This window comes from Nocardia veterana NBRC 100344 (assembly GCF_000308855.1).
GTDB classification, from domain to species: Bacteria; Actinomycetota; Actinomycetes; order Mycobacteriales; family Mycobacteriaceae; genus Nocardia; species Nocardia veterana.
The window spans coordinates 13,239-26,554 of record NZ_BAGM01000117.1 but is presented as its reverse complement, the minus strand read 5'-3'; the positions used below and the strand labels follow the sequence as shown (position 1 = coordinate 26,554).

At 66.7% G+C, this 13,316-nt stretch carries 16 protein-coding genes; 11 read left to right on the top strand and 5 right to left on the bottom strand.

Annotated elements, in window-relative coordinates; genetic code table 11:
• Positions 1 to 645 precede the first annotated feature (645 nt).
• The 5 genes from ON37_RS22200 to ON37_RS22180 are packed head-to-tail and all read left to right on the top strand — an operon-like array spanning position 646 to position 3,178.
• Positions 646 to 1,026 (top strand): ATP synthase I, encoded by a 381-nt coding sequence (locus ON37_RS22200; protein ID WP_040721959.1) that lies wholly within the window; start codon positions 646 to 648, stop codon positions 1,024 to 1,026.
• Entirely contained in the window at positions 1,023 to 1,784 is a 762-nt protein-coding gene (atpB, locus tag ON37_RS22195; RefSeq protein WP_083893200.1) for a F0F1 ATP synthase subunit A, read from the top strand. The genes ON37_RS22200 and atpB overlap by 4 nt, the downstream gene beginning before the upstream one ends.
• Before the next feature lie 55 nt (positions 1,785 to 1,839).
• A complete protein-coding gene (locus ON37_RS22190; RefSeq protein WP_025352811.1) occupies positions 1,840 to 2,091 on the top strand; it encodes a F0F1 ATP synthase subunit C in 252 nt (83 codons plus the stop codon).
• An 8-nt stretch (positions 2,092 to 2,099) separates the two neighbouring features.
• Positions 2,100 to 2,600 (top strand): F0F1 ATP synthase subunit B, encoded by a 501-nt coding sequence (locus ON37_RS22185; RefSeq protein ID WP_040721955.1) that lies wholly within the window; start codon positions 2,100 to 2,102, stop codon positions 2,598 to 2,600.
• Positions 2,600 to 3,178: a F0F1 ATP synthase subunit B family protein gene (locus ON37_RS22180; protein ID WP_051031910.1), complete on the top strand. Its 579-nt coding sequence runs from the start codon at positions 2,600 to 2,602 to the stop codon at positions 3,176 to 3,178. Before ON37_RS22185 ends, ON37_RS22180 begins: the two co-directional genes overlap by 1 nt.
• A 71-nt stretch (positions 3,179 to 3,249) precedes the next feature.
• On the opposite strand, the gene ON37_RS22175 is transcribed toward ON37_RS22180, so the two are convergent.
• From ON37_RS22175 to ON37_RS22165, 3 genes are all read right to left on the bottom strand, one after another.
• Entirely contained in the window at positions 3,250 to 4,101 is an 852-nt protein-coding gene (locus tag ON37_RS22175; protein WP_040721954.1) for an NAD-dependent protein deacetylase, read from the bottom strand.
• Between the two features lie 299 nt (positions 4,102 to 4,400).
• A complete protein-coding gene (locus tag ON37_RS22170) occupies positions 4,401 to 4,748 on the bottom strand; it encodes a DoxX family protein (RefSeq protein WP_040721953.1) in 348 nt (115 codons plus the stop codon).
• 90 nt (positions 4,749 to 4,838) lie between these two features.
• Positions 4,839 to 5,255, bottom strand: a complete 417-nt coding sequence (locus tag ON37_RS22165) for a hypothetical protein (RefSeq protein WP_085997366.1) — start codon at positions 5,253 to 5,255, stop codon at positions 4,839 to 4,841.
• Between the two features lie 317 nt (positions 5,256 to 5,572).
• Here ON37_RS22165 and ON37_RS22160 point away from each other — a divergent pair, with 317 nt between their 5' ends.
• From ON37_RS22160 to ON37_RS22150, 3 genes are all read left to right on the top strand, one after another.
• Positions 5,573 to 6,937, top strand: coding sequence for a WS/DGAT/MGAT family O-acyltransferase (locus tag ON37_RS22160; RefSeq protein ID WP_040721952.1), 1,365 nt, complete (start codon positions 5,573 to 5,575; stop codon positions 6,935 to 6,937).
• Positions 6,938 to 7,030: 93 nt separating this feature from the next.
• Entirely contained in the window at positions 7,031 to 7,828 is a 798-nt protein-coding gene (locus ON37_RS22155) for a hypothetical protein (protein WP_040721950.1), read from the top strand.
• A 101-nt stretch (positions 7,829 to 7,929) separates the two neighbouring features.
• Positions 7,930 to 8,715, top strand: a complete 786-nt coding sequence (locus tag ON37_RS22150) for an acyl-[acyl-carrier-protein] thioesterase (RefSeq protein WP_040721948.1) — start codon at positions 7,930 to 7,932, stop codon at positions 8,713 to 8,715.
• Between the two features lie 43 nt (positions 8,716 to 8,758).
• Here the strand turns inward: ON37_RS22150 and ON37_RS22145 are convergent, their stop codons facing one another.
• A complete protein-coding gene (locus ON37_RS22145) occupies positions 8,759 to 8,974 on the bottom strand; it encodes a DUF8691 family protein (RefSeq protein WP_040722080.1) in 216 nt (71 codons plus the stop codon).
• A 257-nt stretch (positions 8,975 to 9,231) separates the two neighbouring features.
• Here ON37_RS22145 and ON37_RS22140 point away from each other — a divergent pair, with 257 nt between their 5' ends.
• The 3 genes from ON37_RS22140 to ON37_RS22130 are packed head-to-tail and all read left to right on the top strand — an operon-like array spanning position 9,232 to position 11,874.
• A complete protein-coding gene (locus tag ON37_RS22140; RefSeq protein ID WP_040721946.1) occupies positions 9,232 to 9,654 on the top strand; it encodes a DUF7144 family membrane protein in 423 nt (140 codons plus the stop codon).
• Positions 9,655 to 9,675: 21 nt separating this feature from the next.
• Positions 9,676 to 10,335 carry a GAP family protein gene (locus ON37_RS22135; RefSeq protein ID WP_040721945.1) on the top strand — a complete coding sequence of 220 codons (660 nt, stop codon included), beginning with the start codon at positions 9,676 to 9,678 and terminating at the stop codon, positions 10,333 to 10,335.
• A 48-nt stretch (positions 10,336 to 10,383) separates the two neighbouring features.
• Positions 10,384 to 11,874, top strand: a complete 1,491-nt coding sequence (locus ON37_RS22130; RefSeq protein ID WP_040722078.1) for a SulP family inorganic anion transporter — start codon at positions 10,384 to 10,386, stop codon at positions 11,872 to 11,874.
• A 24-nt stretch (positions 11,875 to 11,898) separates the two neighbouring features.
• Here the strand turns inward: ON37_RS22130 and ON37_RS22125 are convergent, their stop codons facing one another.
• A complete protein-coding gene (locus tag ON37_RS22125) occupies positions 11,899 to 13,287 on the bottom strand; it encodes an MFS transporter (RefSeq protein WP_040722077.1) in 1,389 nt (462 codons plus the stop codon).
• Positions 13,288 to 13,316: the final 29 nt, after the last annotated feature.

The following is a 13,316-nucleotide window of genomic DNA, read 5'->3' as shown; positions in this document are numbered from 1 at the left end:
TAGGCGTCTCTCGGGAACTTCGGTTCCCCTCATCAAGCGAGCCGGGGCGGCCCGGTGGGTGATGTACCCAGCCGCAGACACGGTAACCCCTCGGCAGTAAAATGTCCGGGAATGCCTGGTAGAACGCGAAATTTGTGCAATCGCGCCGGGTCATCCGAACCGCTTTGCCGAGCGATAGGACATGGCGGCGGACCGTGTCGCCGGTGCTGCCGGGGATGTCCGGTCGGCGGGGTGGCGGCGGGTGTCCGGCGGTGCGGACGGCCATCCGCGCCGCGCACATATATATAAGGCATCGGCCCGTACGCCGACCCGTTATGGTAATTCGGTCATTTCGGACAATTCTCCGGACGACGCGCCGAAGTATTTACCGATGCTATATCGAAGTTTGACTTTCGATTTACCATTGCCGCCATGCTGCGCGCACTGCCCTGAATGTCCGGAAAACCTTCACGATCGGCAGGTCGTACGGCGTAGAAATCGATTGCCCGGGGATGGCTGGAACGAATCCCCCGGTGTGTCCACCGCAAAATTCAAGATCAAGTATATGAAGATCAAAAATGTTGTTACGCAAGGAGGTTGGTATGTGTAAGCTGACCTCGATCACGACCTACTACGAGGTGGGATGGCGGCGATGGTGGTGTCGCAGTGAGTATCGACAAACTCCGGTTGCGCCGTGCGGGCTATATGGTAGCCGCATTCGGCGTAATAGCCTTGATGCTGACCGGGCTGTTGGATCGGTTGCTGCTGGGTGTCTTTATCGGTGTCGGACTGGGTTTGGGATGGGCGAACGCGCAATTGACGTTGCGTTCGGTCACCGGTATCACCCGCTCGGAATCTCCGAATAAGCAGGCGCTGGCGCTGTCGACGGCCGCGCGACTGATCATCGTCACCGTGCTGGCGATCGTCGTGGCCTTCCTGACTCGGCCCGACGGGATCGGCATCTTCTTCGGGCTGGCCCTGTTCCAGGTGATCCTCGTCTTGCATACCGTCGTGCCCGAGTGGAGAGGGCTCCGTCAGCAGTCATGAGCAGCACTATCGCGACGATGATCCTGGCCGAGGAAGAGCCGAAGATCGAGGTGGGTCACCACGCCACCGCCGAGTTGTGGGGTATGACGTTCAACGTCGACACCATCCTCTCGACCGCGGTCGCCGCCGTGATCGTGATCGGCCTGGCGATCTTCCTCCGAATGAAGATCACCTCCGGCGTCCCCAACGGCGTGCAGTTGTTCTTCGAGACCATCACCGTGCAGATGCGCGGGCAGGTCGAATCCGCGATCGGCATGCGCATCGCGCCGTTCGTATTGCCGCTCGCCGTAACGCTTTTCACCTTCATCCTGTTGTCGAACTGGATATCGGTGCTGCCGGTGCAGTACGGGCGCGGTGAATTCATCTTCCCGCCGGCCTCGGACGTCAATTTCGTCTATGCCCTGGCATTGTTCGTCTTCGTCTTCTATCACGCGGCGGGTGTCCGGCGGCGTGGTCCGATCACCCATGTGAAACAGTTGCTCAAGGGCCACACCGGCTGGGGCCCGATGGTGTTGATCAACATCATCGAGGAGATTGCCAAGCCGCTGTCGCTCTCGCTGCGATTGTTCGGAAATATGTTCGCCGGCGGCGTCATGGTCGCGGTGATCGCGCTGTTCCCGTATTGGATCGCCTGGGGCCCCAACGCCATCTGGAAGTTGTTCGACTTGTTCGTCGGCGCCATCCAGGCGTTCATCTTCTCGCTTTTGACCGTCCTCTACTTCAGCCAATCGATGACGCTGGAGCACGAAAACCACTGAACGGCAATCCCGATCGTTCCTCGATCGGTCAACGTTGGAGAACAGGAAGAGAATAATGGCAGCAGATCCAGCAATCGTCCAGGGCGCCCTCATCGGCGGTGGCCTCATCATGGCCGGTGGCGCCATCGGCGCGGGCATCGGTGACGGTCTGGCCGGTTCGGCCCTGATCAACGGCGTCACCCGCCAGCCCGAGGCCGAGGGCCGGTTGCGCGGTAACTTCTTCCTGACCGTCGGTCTGGTCGAGGCGGCGTACTTCATCAACCTCGCGTTCATGGCGCTGTTCGTATTCGCGACTCCCGGTAAGTAATCGGCGAGATGTCCGCGCGAACCGATGTGGTGGCCGAGGGGAATTTCCTCATCCCCAACGGCACCTTCTTCGTCGAGCTGATCATTTTCCTGATCGTGCTCGGAGTCATCTGGTTCTTCGTCGTTCCGCCGATCCGCAAGGTGCTGACCGAACGCGAGGAGCGGGTCGAGGCGACCGCCGTCAACGCCAAAGAGGCGAAGCAGATGTTCGCCGAAGCCGAGGCGAAATACCAGAAGGCGCTGGAACAGGCCCGTGCCGAGGCGGCCGACATCCGCAACGAGGCACGGGCCCAGGGCCGGGCGATCATGGACGACCTGCGCACCCAGGCCCAGCGGGAGGTGGACGGAATCGTCGCCGAATCCGCCGCCCACCTGCGTGCCGAAGCCGACCGTGTCAAGGCCGAGCTGCGGCTGGAAGTCGAGCCGTTGGCACAATCTCTCGCCGACCAGGTGGTCGGTGACAGTCGGCATGCCGGTACCGCCGGCCGTAGGAGGGGTAGGGAGTCGTAATGATGGACACCAGCGGCGGTGTTCTTGCCGCAGGCGGATACCAGATCACCTTCGATTGGCCGGTCTTCTTCAGTCAGCTGTTCGGGTTCGTGGTCATCGTCTTCATCATCGTGAAATGGGTTGTGCCACCGGTGAAGCGATTGATGGCCAAGAGTCAGGACGCGATCGCCAAACAACTCGCGGAAAGTGAACACGCCGCCACGCAGTTGGAAGAGGCCAAGCGGTCCTACGCCAATGCCCTGACCGAAGCGCACACCGAACTCGAGCAGATTCGCGCCGATGCGCGCGCCGACGCCGAATTCATCGTGGCGCAGATGCGGGAGGCGGCGGCGGCCGAGGTCGAGCGGGTGCGCCGGCAGGGTCGCGACCAGATCGCCCAGCTGCGTCGCCAGATGGTGCGCGATCTGGAAACGGATCTGGCGGCCGCGATGCTGGCGATCACCGAGGAGAAGGTGCGCGACCAGGTCGGCACTCCGGAGGCGAAATCGGAGAGCATCGAACGGTTCCTGGAGGACCTGGAGATTCTCGCCAATTCGTCACCACCGATCAAGCGGCAAGCGCAACCGGGCTGGAACTGAACACCTTTCGCGAATAGCCGACGGGCGCGGGCCCCTCGGCTATTCGTTCTGCCGGGACTCGGCAGCCGGTGTCAGGGTGCGGGCGCCAAGGCGTCGGCCAGCGCCGACAGTGTCGGTGAGCATCCGGAATCGATACGGGCCGTGGCCAATTCGTCGCCGCGGGTCGCGCCGCGGTTCACGATCACCACCGGCTTACCCGATTTCGCCGCGTGCCGGACGAACCGCAACCCCGACATGACCGTCAGCGAGGAGCCCGCCACCAGGAGTGCATCGGCGCGGTCGACGAGCGTGAACGCCTCCGCCACCCGGTCCTTCGGCACGTTCTCGCCGAAATAGACGATATCGGGCTTCAACATCCCACCGCACCGCTCGCAGTCCACCATCCGGAACCGGTCGGTGTCGACCACCACCGCGTCGGCATCCGGCGCCACCTCGATCCCGGTCGCGGTCGCCAGCTCGGCGAAACCCGGATTGGCCGCTTCCAGCCGATCCGCGAGCGCCATCCGCGACATCACACCTCGACAGCCCAGACAGCGCACCCGGGCGTAGGTCCCGTGCAGATCGATCACCCGCCGATGCCCCGCCTTGGTGTGCAGCAGATCGACATTCTGGGTGATGACACCGCTCACCACCCCCGCTCGCTCCAGCCGGACCAGCGCCCGATGCCCGGCATTCGGCCGCGCCGCATCCATCCGCCGCCACCCCACGTGATTGCGCGCCCAATACCGCTGCCGAAACTCCGCATCCCCCACGAACTGCTGATAGGTCATCGGGTTGCGCGGGGGAGAGTCGGGACCGCGATAGTCGGGGATGCCGCTGTCGGTGGACATCCCGGCACCCGTGAGGACCGCGATCCGGCGGCCGGAGAGCAGCGGGAGCAGCCGATCGACCCCGGTTTCGGTCGCGGTGGCGACGTTCGACATCAGCCCAGCCTACCGACGTCACGGGGCACAGCGCCCGACGCTACCCGGGGTCCTGCACAGCGGCCGCCCGGCGCTCGGCAGCGGGGCCGCCGAGAAATGTGGTGAGCACGCGTGTCACCGCTTCCGGATCCTCGACCCGGCATTGTGCGTCAACACGACCGGATCGCCCTCGCCGTCGCGGTCGAAGACGACCCTGCGGCCCTGGTGCACGAATTCCGCCATGCCGACACCTCGATTCTGCGAACATTGATGTTCGCCGATGGGGAACGGTACCGGATCCGCGTACCGGGCGAGGGGGATCAGCGAGCGAGCTGGAGGGCGAGGGTGGCGGCCGCGGGGACGAGGTACAGGACCGGGAACACCGTCGTGCGGTACGACCGGGCGCGCACGGTGGTGGCGACGGCGCCGAGGAAGTACAGGATCAGGCCGACGGCCGCTGCGATACCGATCGGCGGCACGAAGAAGCCGACGAGCAGGCCGAGCGCGCCGGCGGATTTGGCCAGCGCGAGCGGATTCCACCAACTGCGCGGGACGCCGTAGGTCTGCAACGGTTCGACGACGAATTCGCTCTTGCTGAACAGCGAATAGCCCGAGAAGCCGATCCACAGCGCGGCGGCGGCGCCGACGACGTAGTACGCGATATCCATGGCAGTGGTCCTTTCACCCTGCTCGATGTGGTCATCACGTTGACGACGTCGCGTACCGAGGTGTGACATGCGGGGTGCTGCGGATCGGAATCAGCGCCGCTGCAAGCTGATTCCCGCGATCTGATAGGGGGCGGTCACCGAGGTGGCGGCGATGTTCACCGTGCCGCCCCACTGTCCCTGCCCTGGATCGATATCGCGCAGATCCAGCCCGAGTGGAACGCCTTCGAAGGTCACGTAGGTCTCATCCGGCCCGATCGCGTCCTGCCGGCCGGTGCGCGAGGAATCCCCGCAGGCCAGTACGACCGTCGCGGCGTCCGGGAAAACCTGCAGGTCGCAGTTGTGCAGCGGGGTTCCGAGCACATTGGCCGGGTGCTGGGTGATGTGGTAGGTGCCGGCCGGAAGCACCCCGTTGCGGGGCACATTCGGATCATCGGCGGAGGCGGTGGCTGGTACCGCGCAGAGCGCGGCGGCGGTGAGTGCGGCTCCGGCCGCGACGCGAACATTCACTGATCCGGCTCCCATCGGTTGATCCAACGGATTCACCCCGTATGCCGAGCCACGCTCGGCAACCGGGTCGTGCTACGGGGGAGATTGCCCCGCTCCGACGAACGAAACCCGGAGACGCCACCGCCTTACCGGGACCGGATCGCCGACACGTCCGGCTACGCACCGATCGAGCGCGCCACGAGTGCCACGGTCGGCGCGCCCGGGCGGGGGCTGCGCGGGCGGCGAAACGGTTTCCCCGCGGGTCGATTTCCGCGATGATCGGCACAGGGGTGTAGCCACTCGCCCCCGATCGGAACCGACCGCGATGAGGTGCCGCGATGGCGTTGATGTCACCACTGGATTCGGTATTCCTGCTGTTGGAGTCGCGCGAACATCCCATGCACGTGGGCGGGCTGTCGCTGTTTCGGCCCTCGGGCGCGCAGCCGCATTCACCGCGCCGGCTGCACGAGGAGCTGATCTCCGGCGAGGGGGAACTCGCCCCGGTGTTCCGGCGCCGGCCCGCCCGATCGCTGGCGAGTTTCTCCGCGCTGCAGTGGGAACTCGACGACGACATCGATATCGAGTACCACGTGCGGCTGTTGTCGCTCCCCGCTCCGGGACGGGTGCGGGAGCTGCTGGAACTGGTGTCGATGTTGCACGGATCGCTGCTGGATCGCCATCGCCCGCTCTGGGAGGTCTATGTCATCGACGGGCTCGCCGACGGCCGGATCGCCTTGTACACCAAGACCCATCACGCGTTGATGGACGGAGTCTCCGCCGTCCGCACCTGGCAGCGTGCCCTGTCGGCCGACCCCGACGACCGCGGCTGTCTGCCGCCGTGGCGCAGCACCCGCCCCCGTGGGCACGCCGGCGGAACCACTCTGCTCCGCCGGTCCGCCGATGTCCTGCGTACCGCGGGGCGGATCGGAGCCGCGGTCCCGGAAATGGTTTCGGGCGCGTACGAACTGGCGCGCGACTACCCCGAACCCCGGCCGTTCCGGGCGCCGCGGACCATGTTCAACGTCGCGATCACCGGCGCGCGGCGCTTCGCCGCCCAATCGTGGCCGCTGCCGCGCCTGCGGGCGGCCGGTGCGGGTACCGGCGCGACATTGAACGACATCGTCCTGGCCATGTGCGCCGGTGCGCTGCGCCGCTATCTGCTGGCCGAACAGGCGCTACCGGCGGATCCGCTGATCGCCATGGTCCCGGTGTCGTTACGGCGCGGCCCGGAAACCGCTGTGAGCGAGGGCAACTCGGTGGGAGCGGCGCTGTGTGACCTGGCGACCGACGCGGCCGATCCGGTCGAGCGGCTCACCCGAATCCACGCTTCGATGGCCAATGCCAAGAACACCATGTCGCGACTGACACCGTTGCAGATCCTGGGGATGTCGGCGATCAACGTCGCCGGGCTGGCGCTGCCGGCATCACCGGTCCGGCTGCCGGCGTCCGCGCCGCCGTTCAACATCATCATCTCCAATGTTCCCGGTGCCGCCGAACCGAGATACTGGAACGGCCTGCGACTCGAAGCGGTCTATCCGGCATCCATCCCGCTCGACGGGCAAGCGATCAACATCACGACCGTAAGTTCCGGTGACGCCATGCATTTCGGCATCGTGGGCTGCCGTCGCAGCGTGCCGCACCTGCAGCGCTTGCTCACCGGCCTCGAACAATCCCTCGTCGAGTTGGAGAGTTGCGCTCGATGAGCCGCGGCGAGTGATGCGGGATTTGCATGACTGCGCCTCGTCTCCGGCCTACCGTAGAGATACGAGAATTTCGGTGCGGGCGAGGAGGTTCCGATGATCGACATCATCACGCTGCGTGGGACCGGAGAACCGCGGAATCCGGACGGATCGCCGGCCGGGATGCTGGCCGCCGTGACCGACCTGCTCTCGACCGACAGTTTCAGCTTCTTCGAACCGGACTGGCCCGCCGCCGTCGGCCCGGACCCGAATCTGTGGGGGCCGTCGCTGGACACCTCGGTGCGGATCGGCACGGAGGCCGGGGTACAGGCGATCCAGCAGTCGCCGAATGTCTGTGGCTTGCTGAGCTATTCGCTCGGTGGCATCTGTGCCAGCCGCATTCTCGAGGGCGTGGCCACCGGGGAATACACCAATACCGACGGGAGCCCGCTGGAAATCGCATTCGCCGTCTTCATCGCCAATCCGCTGCGCCGAGCGGGTGATTCGGTGAACGACCTGTGCCCGCCGACCACATTCGGGTTGCACGGCGAGCACGGGACCTGGCCCGCCGAGGTGGCGACGCGCGAATACGCGAATCCGGGTGACATCATCACCGCCTCGCCCGCCGATTCGCCACTGCGCATCATCGACGTGGGGATCTCGCCGTTCTCGTTCGTCGAGGGCGCACGCTTCGGCAACGCGAGCTACCTGATCTTCGCCCAGCTCTTGGAATTCCTGATGCTGAACCCGATCGCCAACCTCGAACGCTTCGCGGCGACGGTGAACGGCGTCATCGGTTACCTCACCCCGTACCCGGACGGGCAGCACGTGCTGTACCCGGCGCACAACATGCCGGGGACCGACGTCACCTGGACAACCGCCGCGGCGAACTATATCGGCGCCGAGTTCGGGTAGCCGGTCGCGGCGAATCGGACGAGCTCCGCCGTGCGCCGTGTTGCGCCGAGCGTGCACAGGATCGGTCGCTACGCTGGCGCGGGACCTGGAAAAGGAGCGCCATGAGCACCGATACCGCCGTCGACCGAGCCGCTGAGATCGCTTTTCCGCTGACTCCGTGTCCGGACGAGAGCCGCGCCTTCCACGAACAGTGGCCGGTCCGGCTCGGGGATACCGATCGCGCCGAGCGGCTGCGGCTGGACGCGGTGGCGCGCTATCTGCAGGACATCGGCTACGACCATCTGAAGGTGGTCGAGGAGGGCGATCTGCATCCCGGATGGATCGTCCGGCGCACGGTGATCGACGTCCTGCACCCGATCGAATTCGGCGACCAGGTGCATCTGCGGCGGTGGCCGTCGGCGCTGTCGAATCGGTGGTGCACTATGCGCATTCAGGTGCGCAGCGAGAACGGCGGTCTGATCGAGACGGAGATGTTCCTCATTCACGTCGATATCGAGGCCGGACGTCCCGCGCGGATGACCGATCGTTTCATGGCGCCGATGCTGGCCGCGACCACCGAACACCGGTTGCGCTGGCGTGCCGCGCTGCGGGCGGACACTCCCGCCGACGCCGAACTGCGCCCCTTCCCCCTCCGGGTGACCGACGTCGACCGCTACGGGCACGTGAACAACGCTGTGCACTGGGAAGCGGTGGAAGAGGCGCTCGCCCGCTTTCCGGACGCGCCGGCCGCACCGTACCGGGTGATCCTCGAGCATGCCGGCCCGGTGCTGGGCGGGGACGAGGTGTGGATCCGCGCCTGGCGGAGTGCACAGGCCCGGCACGTGCAACTGGAGGTCGACGGCAGCGCTCGCACCCTGGCACGCATCGAATCGCTCGCGGATCGGTGACCGGAATCGCCCGGCACGGAGTGAAGGGCGGCCGGCCGCCGAATCAGTCGGGCAGGCGAGACATTTCGATCAAGGTCAACCCGAGGGCGTCGATCCGAGCCAGAATCTCGCGCACGGCCGTGCTGTCGGACATCGATCCGTAGAGCGTGGTCGTCCCGGCGGTGGTCACCTCGCTGCGAGTCAGGTCGGGAAAGGCGGCGAGCGCGCGGGTGGACAGTTCGCCGTCGACGACGAACCGGTATCGGACGACCTTCGCCATGCGGGCCCGCCTTTCGGTCGACGGTGAACACACGCCGCGCTGTTCGGCCTGTTCACCGGCATCGACCCTGACCCGGACGGGCGGCGCCCGCGTCATCCGATCGGGATGATTTCGCCCTGATTCGAGCCGACGGGCGAGCCCCGGCGCCGACGGCGGTACCGATCTTCGAGTGCGGTGTTCTCACCCGCGGTGGGTGATGCGCGGGGCGCAGCGGCGGCGCACAGTCGGCGAACAACCCCGCTCGAAAGGAGTCGGAGATGACCACATCGCCGCAACACGCAGCGCCGGCCCAGAGTCACGCGGTGCGGCAGGGCTTCGCCGCGGGTACCTCGATCGCCGCCGCGGTCCTGCTCGCCACGGTCGGTATCCTGTCCATCCTGCAAGGAATTTCGGCGGTGGCCGACGACACCGTATTCGTCGCCGGACCGGATTACGTGTACAAGGTCGACCTCACCAGCTGGGGCTGGGTCCACATCGTCCTCGGCATCATTCTGGTGCTGTGCGCATTCGGCCTGGCCACCGGCACGGCGTGGGGGCGGGGCGCCGCGATCGGCATCGCGGCGTTGTCGATCATCGCGAATTTCCTGTGGTTGCCGTTCAACCCGTGGTGGTCGCTGATCGTGATCGCCCTCGACATCGTGGTCATCTGGGCGGTCGCCACATGGCGACCGCGGCTGTGAACCCCACCTGGCGTCCGGGGTATGGGCACGCTCATCGGCGATCTGCTTCCGCTGGCGGTCGGTGTCGCGATCTCGCCGATTCCGATCGTCGCCGCCATCCTGATCATCCTGTCCGCCGCTGCCGCACGGGCCGGCACCGGCTTCGCGATCGGCTGGTTGCTCGGAATCGTCGTGGTCACCACGATCTTCGTGCTGCTGTCGAGCGCGCTTTCCGGCTCGGCGGACAGGGAACCCGGCAGCGTTGTGGCCTGGATCAAGGTGGTCCTGGGCATCGTGCTGATTGGTTTGGCGGCGGCGCAGTGGCGGTCGCGCGCCGATTCCGAGGTGCCGGGCTGGATGCGCGCGATCGACACGTTGAGCGCCGCCCGGGCGCTCGGCCTGGGCGCGATGTTGTCGGCGGTGAATCCGAAAAATCTGCTGCTCTGTATTTCCGCGGGGGTGGCGATCGGGACGAGCGCGGTGAGCGCCGGGCAGCAGGTCGTCGCCGTCGTGGTGTTCACCGTGATCGCCGCCGCCGGCGTGCTGCTCGTAGTCGTCGGCTACCTGGTCGCGGCCGATCGCCTGCGCGCGCCGCTCGATCGCACCCGCCGCTGGTTACAGGACAACAACCACATCGTCATGGCGATCGTGCTGCTGGTGATGGGCGCGGTCGTGCTGGGCAAAGGGATCGGCGGATTGTGACGCCGAGGCCCGACGACAGTGGAGGATGCGGTGGCGACACGGTGGGTGGTGTTCGAATCCCTCGCGGGCTATCGGCCGCAATGGCTGCGCGCCGATGTGGTCGCCGGGTTGACCGTCTGGGCGGTGCTGGTTCCGGAGGCGCTGGCCTACGCCTCGATCGCGGGCGTGCCGCCGGTCGTCGGCCTGTACGCCGCGATTCCGTCGCTGATCCTGTATGCCGCGGCGGGTAGCTCCCGGCATCTGGTGGTGGGCCCGATGTCGGCCACCGCGGCGTTGTCCGCGGCGATCGTGACGCCGATGGCCGGCGCCGACGGCGGCCGGTACATCGCGTTGTCGGCGGCGTTGGCGATTGCGACGGGCGTGGCCGGATTGCTGGCGGGCGCGATCCGTCTGGGTTTCGTCGCAGCCTTCATCTCCGAGCCGGTGCTGAAGGGTTTCATCGTCGGGCTGGCGCTGACCATCATCATCGGGCAGGTGCCGAAGCTGTTCGGGATTCCCAAGCACGAAGGCGATTTCTTCGAGCAGGCGTGGGGTGTGCTCACTCGCCTCGGCGATATCCAGTGGCGCACCCTGGTGGTCGGCGTGGTGAGCCTGGCGATCGTGCTCGTATCGAAACGGTGGCTTCCGTTGATTCCCGGGTCGCTGCTGGCGGTCCTCGTCGGCATCGCGGCGGTCGGGCTGTTCGATCTGGACCACAAAGGGGTGGCGATCGTCGGCCATATCGACGCCGGCCTGCCGTCGGTGGGGCTGCCGGGAGTCGAATTCGGCGATTTCGTCGATCTGCTCGGTCCGGCGGTGGGTGTGCTGTTGATCGGATTCGCCGAGGGGCTGGGCGCGGCGAAAACATATGCGGCCCGTGCCGGTTATCAGGTCGATGCGAACCGCGAGCTGCTCGGTCTGGGGGCGGCGAATCTGGGTGCGGGGCTGGCTTCGGGAATGGTGGTCAACGGCAGTTTGTCGAAAACGGCGGTGAACGGGTCGGCCGGCGCGAAGACCCAGGTGAGTTCGCTGGTGGTGGCGGGGCTGACGGTGCTGACCTTGTTGTTCTTGACCGGGCTGTTCGATACGCTGCCGGGCCTGCTGGTAGGCATCGGAATCTCGATGCTGCTACTGGTGTACCGGACGTCGCGGCCGCATGTGGTGCGCGTGGTGCGTTCCGGCACGCTGTGGGTGGATGCGGACCGGCATCCCGAAATCGGTTCGCGCCCCGACCTTCTGGTGGTTCGCGTGGAGTCGGGACTGTTCTTCGCCAACGCCGATCACGTGCGTGAGCAGATTCAGCGGCTGTGCACCGATCACACGCGAATGGTGGTGCTGGACGCCGAAACCTCGCCCAGCATCGATGTCACCGCGGCGGCGATGCTCGCCGACCTCCGTCGCGACCTGGGCCGCCGCGGGATCGACTTCCGCATCGCCCGCTCGATCGGGCAGTTCGGTGACGCGCTGACGGCCGCGGAATCCCGGGCCACCGCGCCGGGGCTGTATCCCACCGTGTCGGCGGCGGTGGCGGACCTGCCGCCGAGCAACGACGAGCCGTGATCGGGGCCGGGAACGGGTCGGCGATCAGGCCGCAACCACCTCGAGGCCTCGCTCGGTGCGCCTCGGCCAGCGCGGGTGGTCGGCGTCGACGACGTAGGGGTGGGTGTGGCGGTAGTACCGTCCGTCGACCAACTCGGCCGTTCCGAGATTTTCCGCGGCGAGCGAGCCGACCGGGTGCAGGTGGGTGATCACCTCGGGATCGTGACGCGGCCACATCCGCAGCGCCACGGTGATTCCCACGACGGCGACCACCGCAAGCGTCGACCAGGTCACGGTGAAACCGACTGCGGTGGTGAGCAATCCGGTCAACGGGTAGGTGAGCAGCCAGGCCAGGTGGGAGAGGGAGAACTGCGCGGCGAAGACGGCGGGGCGGTCACCGGCTCGCGCCGAGCTGCGCAACACCTGCCCGGTGGGTGTCAGGACGGCGGCGGTGCCCATACCGACAACGGCCCACACCGCGATCGCCGCGCCCCAGCGCCAGTCGCCCGACTCGACGCGGGAGAGTGCGATCGCCGCGCCCAGTCCGGTGAGCAGGACACCCCCGCCCAGCATCATCACCGGACGTGCTCCGATGCGGTCGAGTATTCGGGGCAGTGACAGGGCGAGGAGCATGGTGCCGAAGCCGTTGGCGGCCGACAACAGCGCCACTCCGGACTGGCTGCCGCCGAGTGTGTCGCGAACGTAGTTGACGGTGTTGACCATGATCATCGAGCCGGCCGCCGCCACCACGAGATTCAGGCCGAGCAATCCGCGGAGCCGGGGCGTTGCGCCGAAGATCCGCAGCCCCAGGGTGATTCGGTCGCGGAGTGCTCCGTGGGGCGTCGGCGCCGCGTCCGGGATTTGGGTGGCGCGGACCAGCACGGCCGACACGGCGAAACCGAGCGCGGTGCCGACGAACAGCCAGTGGAAGCTCATCACGGCCAGTGCCGCGGCGGCGAGCATCGGGCTCAGCAGGGTCTCCATCGTGGCCGCGAGTTGGGCCGCCGACAGTGCCCGGGTGTATTCGCGCTCGTCGGGCAGGATGTCCGGGATCACCGCCTGATAGGTGGGAGTGTATGCGGCAGAAGCGGTTTGCAGGACCGCGATCAGGAGATAGATCTGCCAGATCTGGTCCACCCACGGCAGCAGCAGGACGACGCCGGCGCGGGCGAGGTGCAGGGCGGTCAGGAAACCACGGCGCGGTAGCCGGTCGGCGTACGCCCCGACGATCGGCGCCACCGTGACGTAGACCAGCATCTTGATGGTGAGCGCGGTGCCCAGCACCGCCGCCGCGGCGGCGCCGGCGAGCTCGTAGGCGAGCAAACCCAATGCGACAGTGGTCAATCCGGTGCCGAACAGTCCGGAGACCTGTGCGGTGAACAGTCGTAGATAGTCGTGGTTGCGCAATAGTGAACGCAGCAGTGGTGCGGACATGGTGGTCACTTTCCGGGTATTCGGGGCGG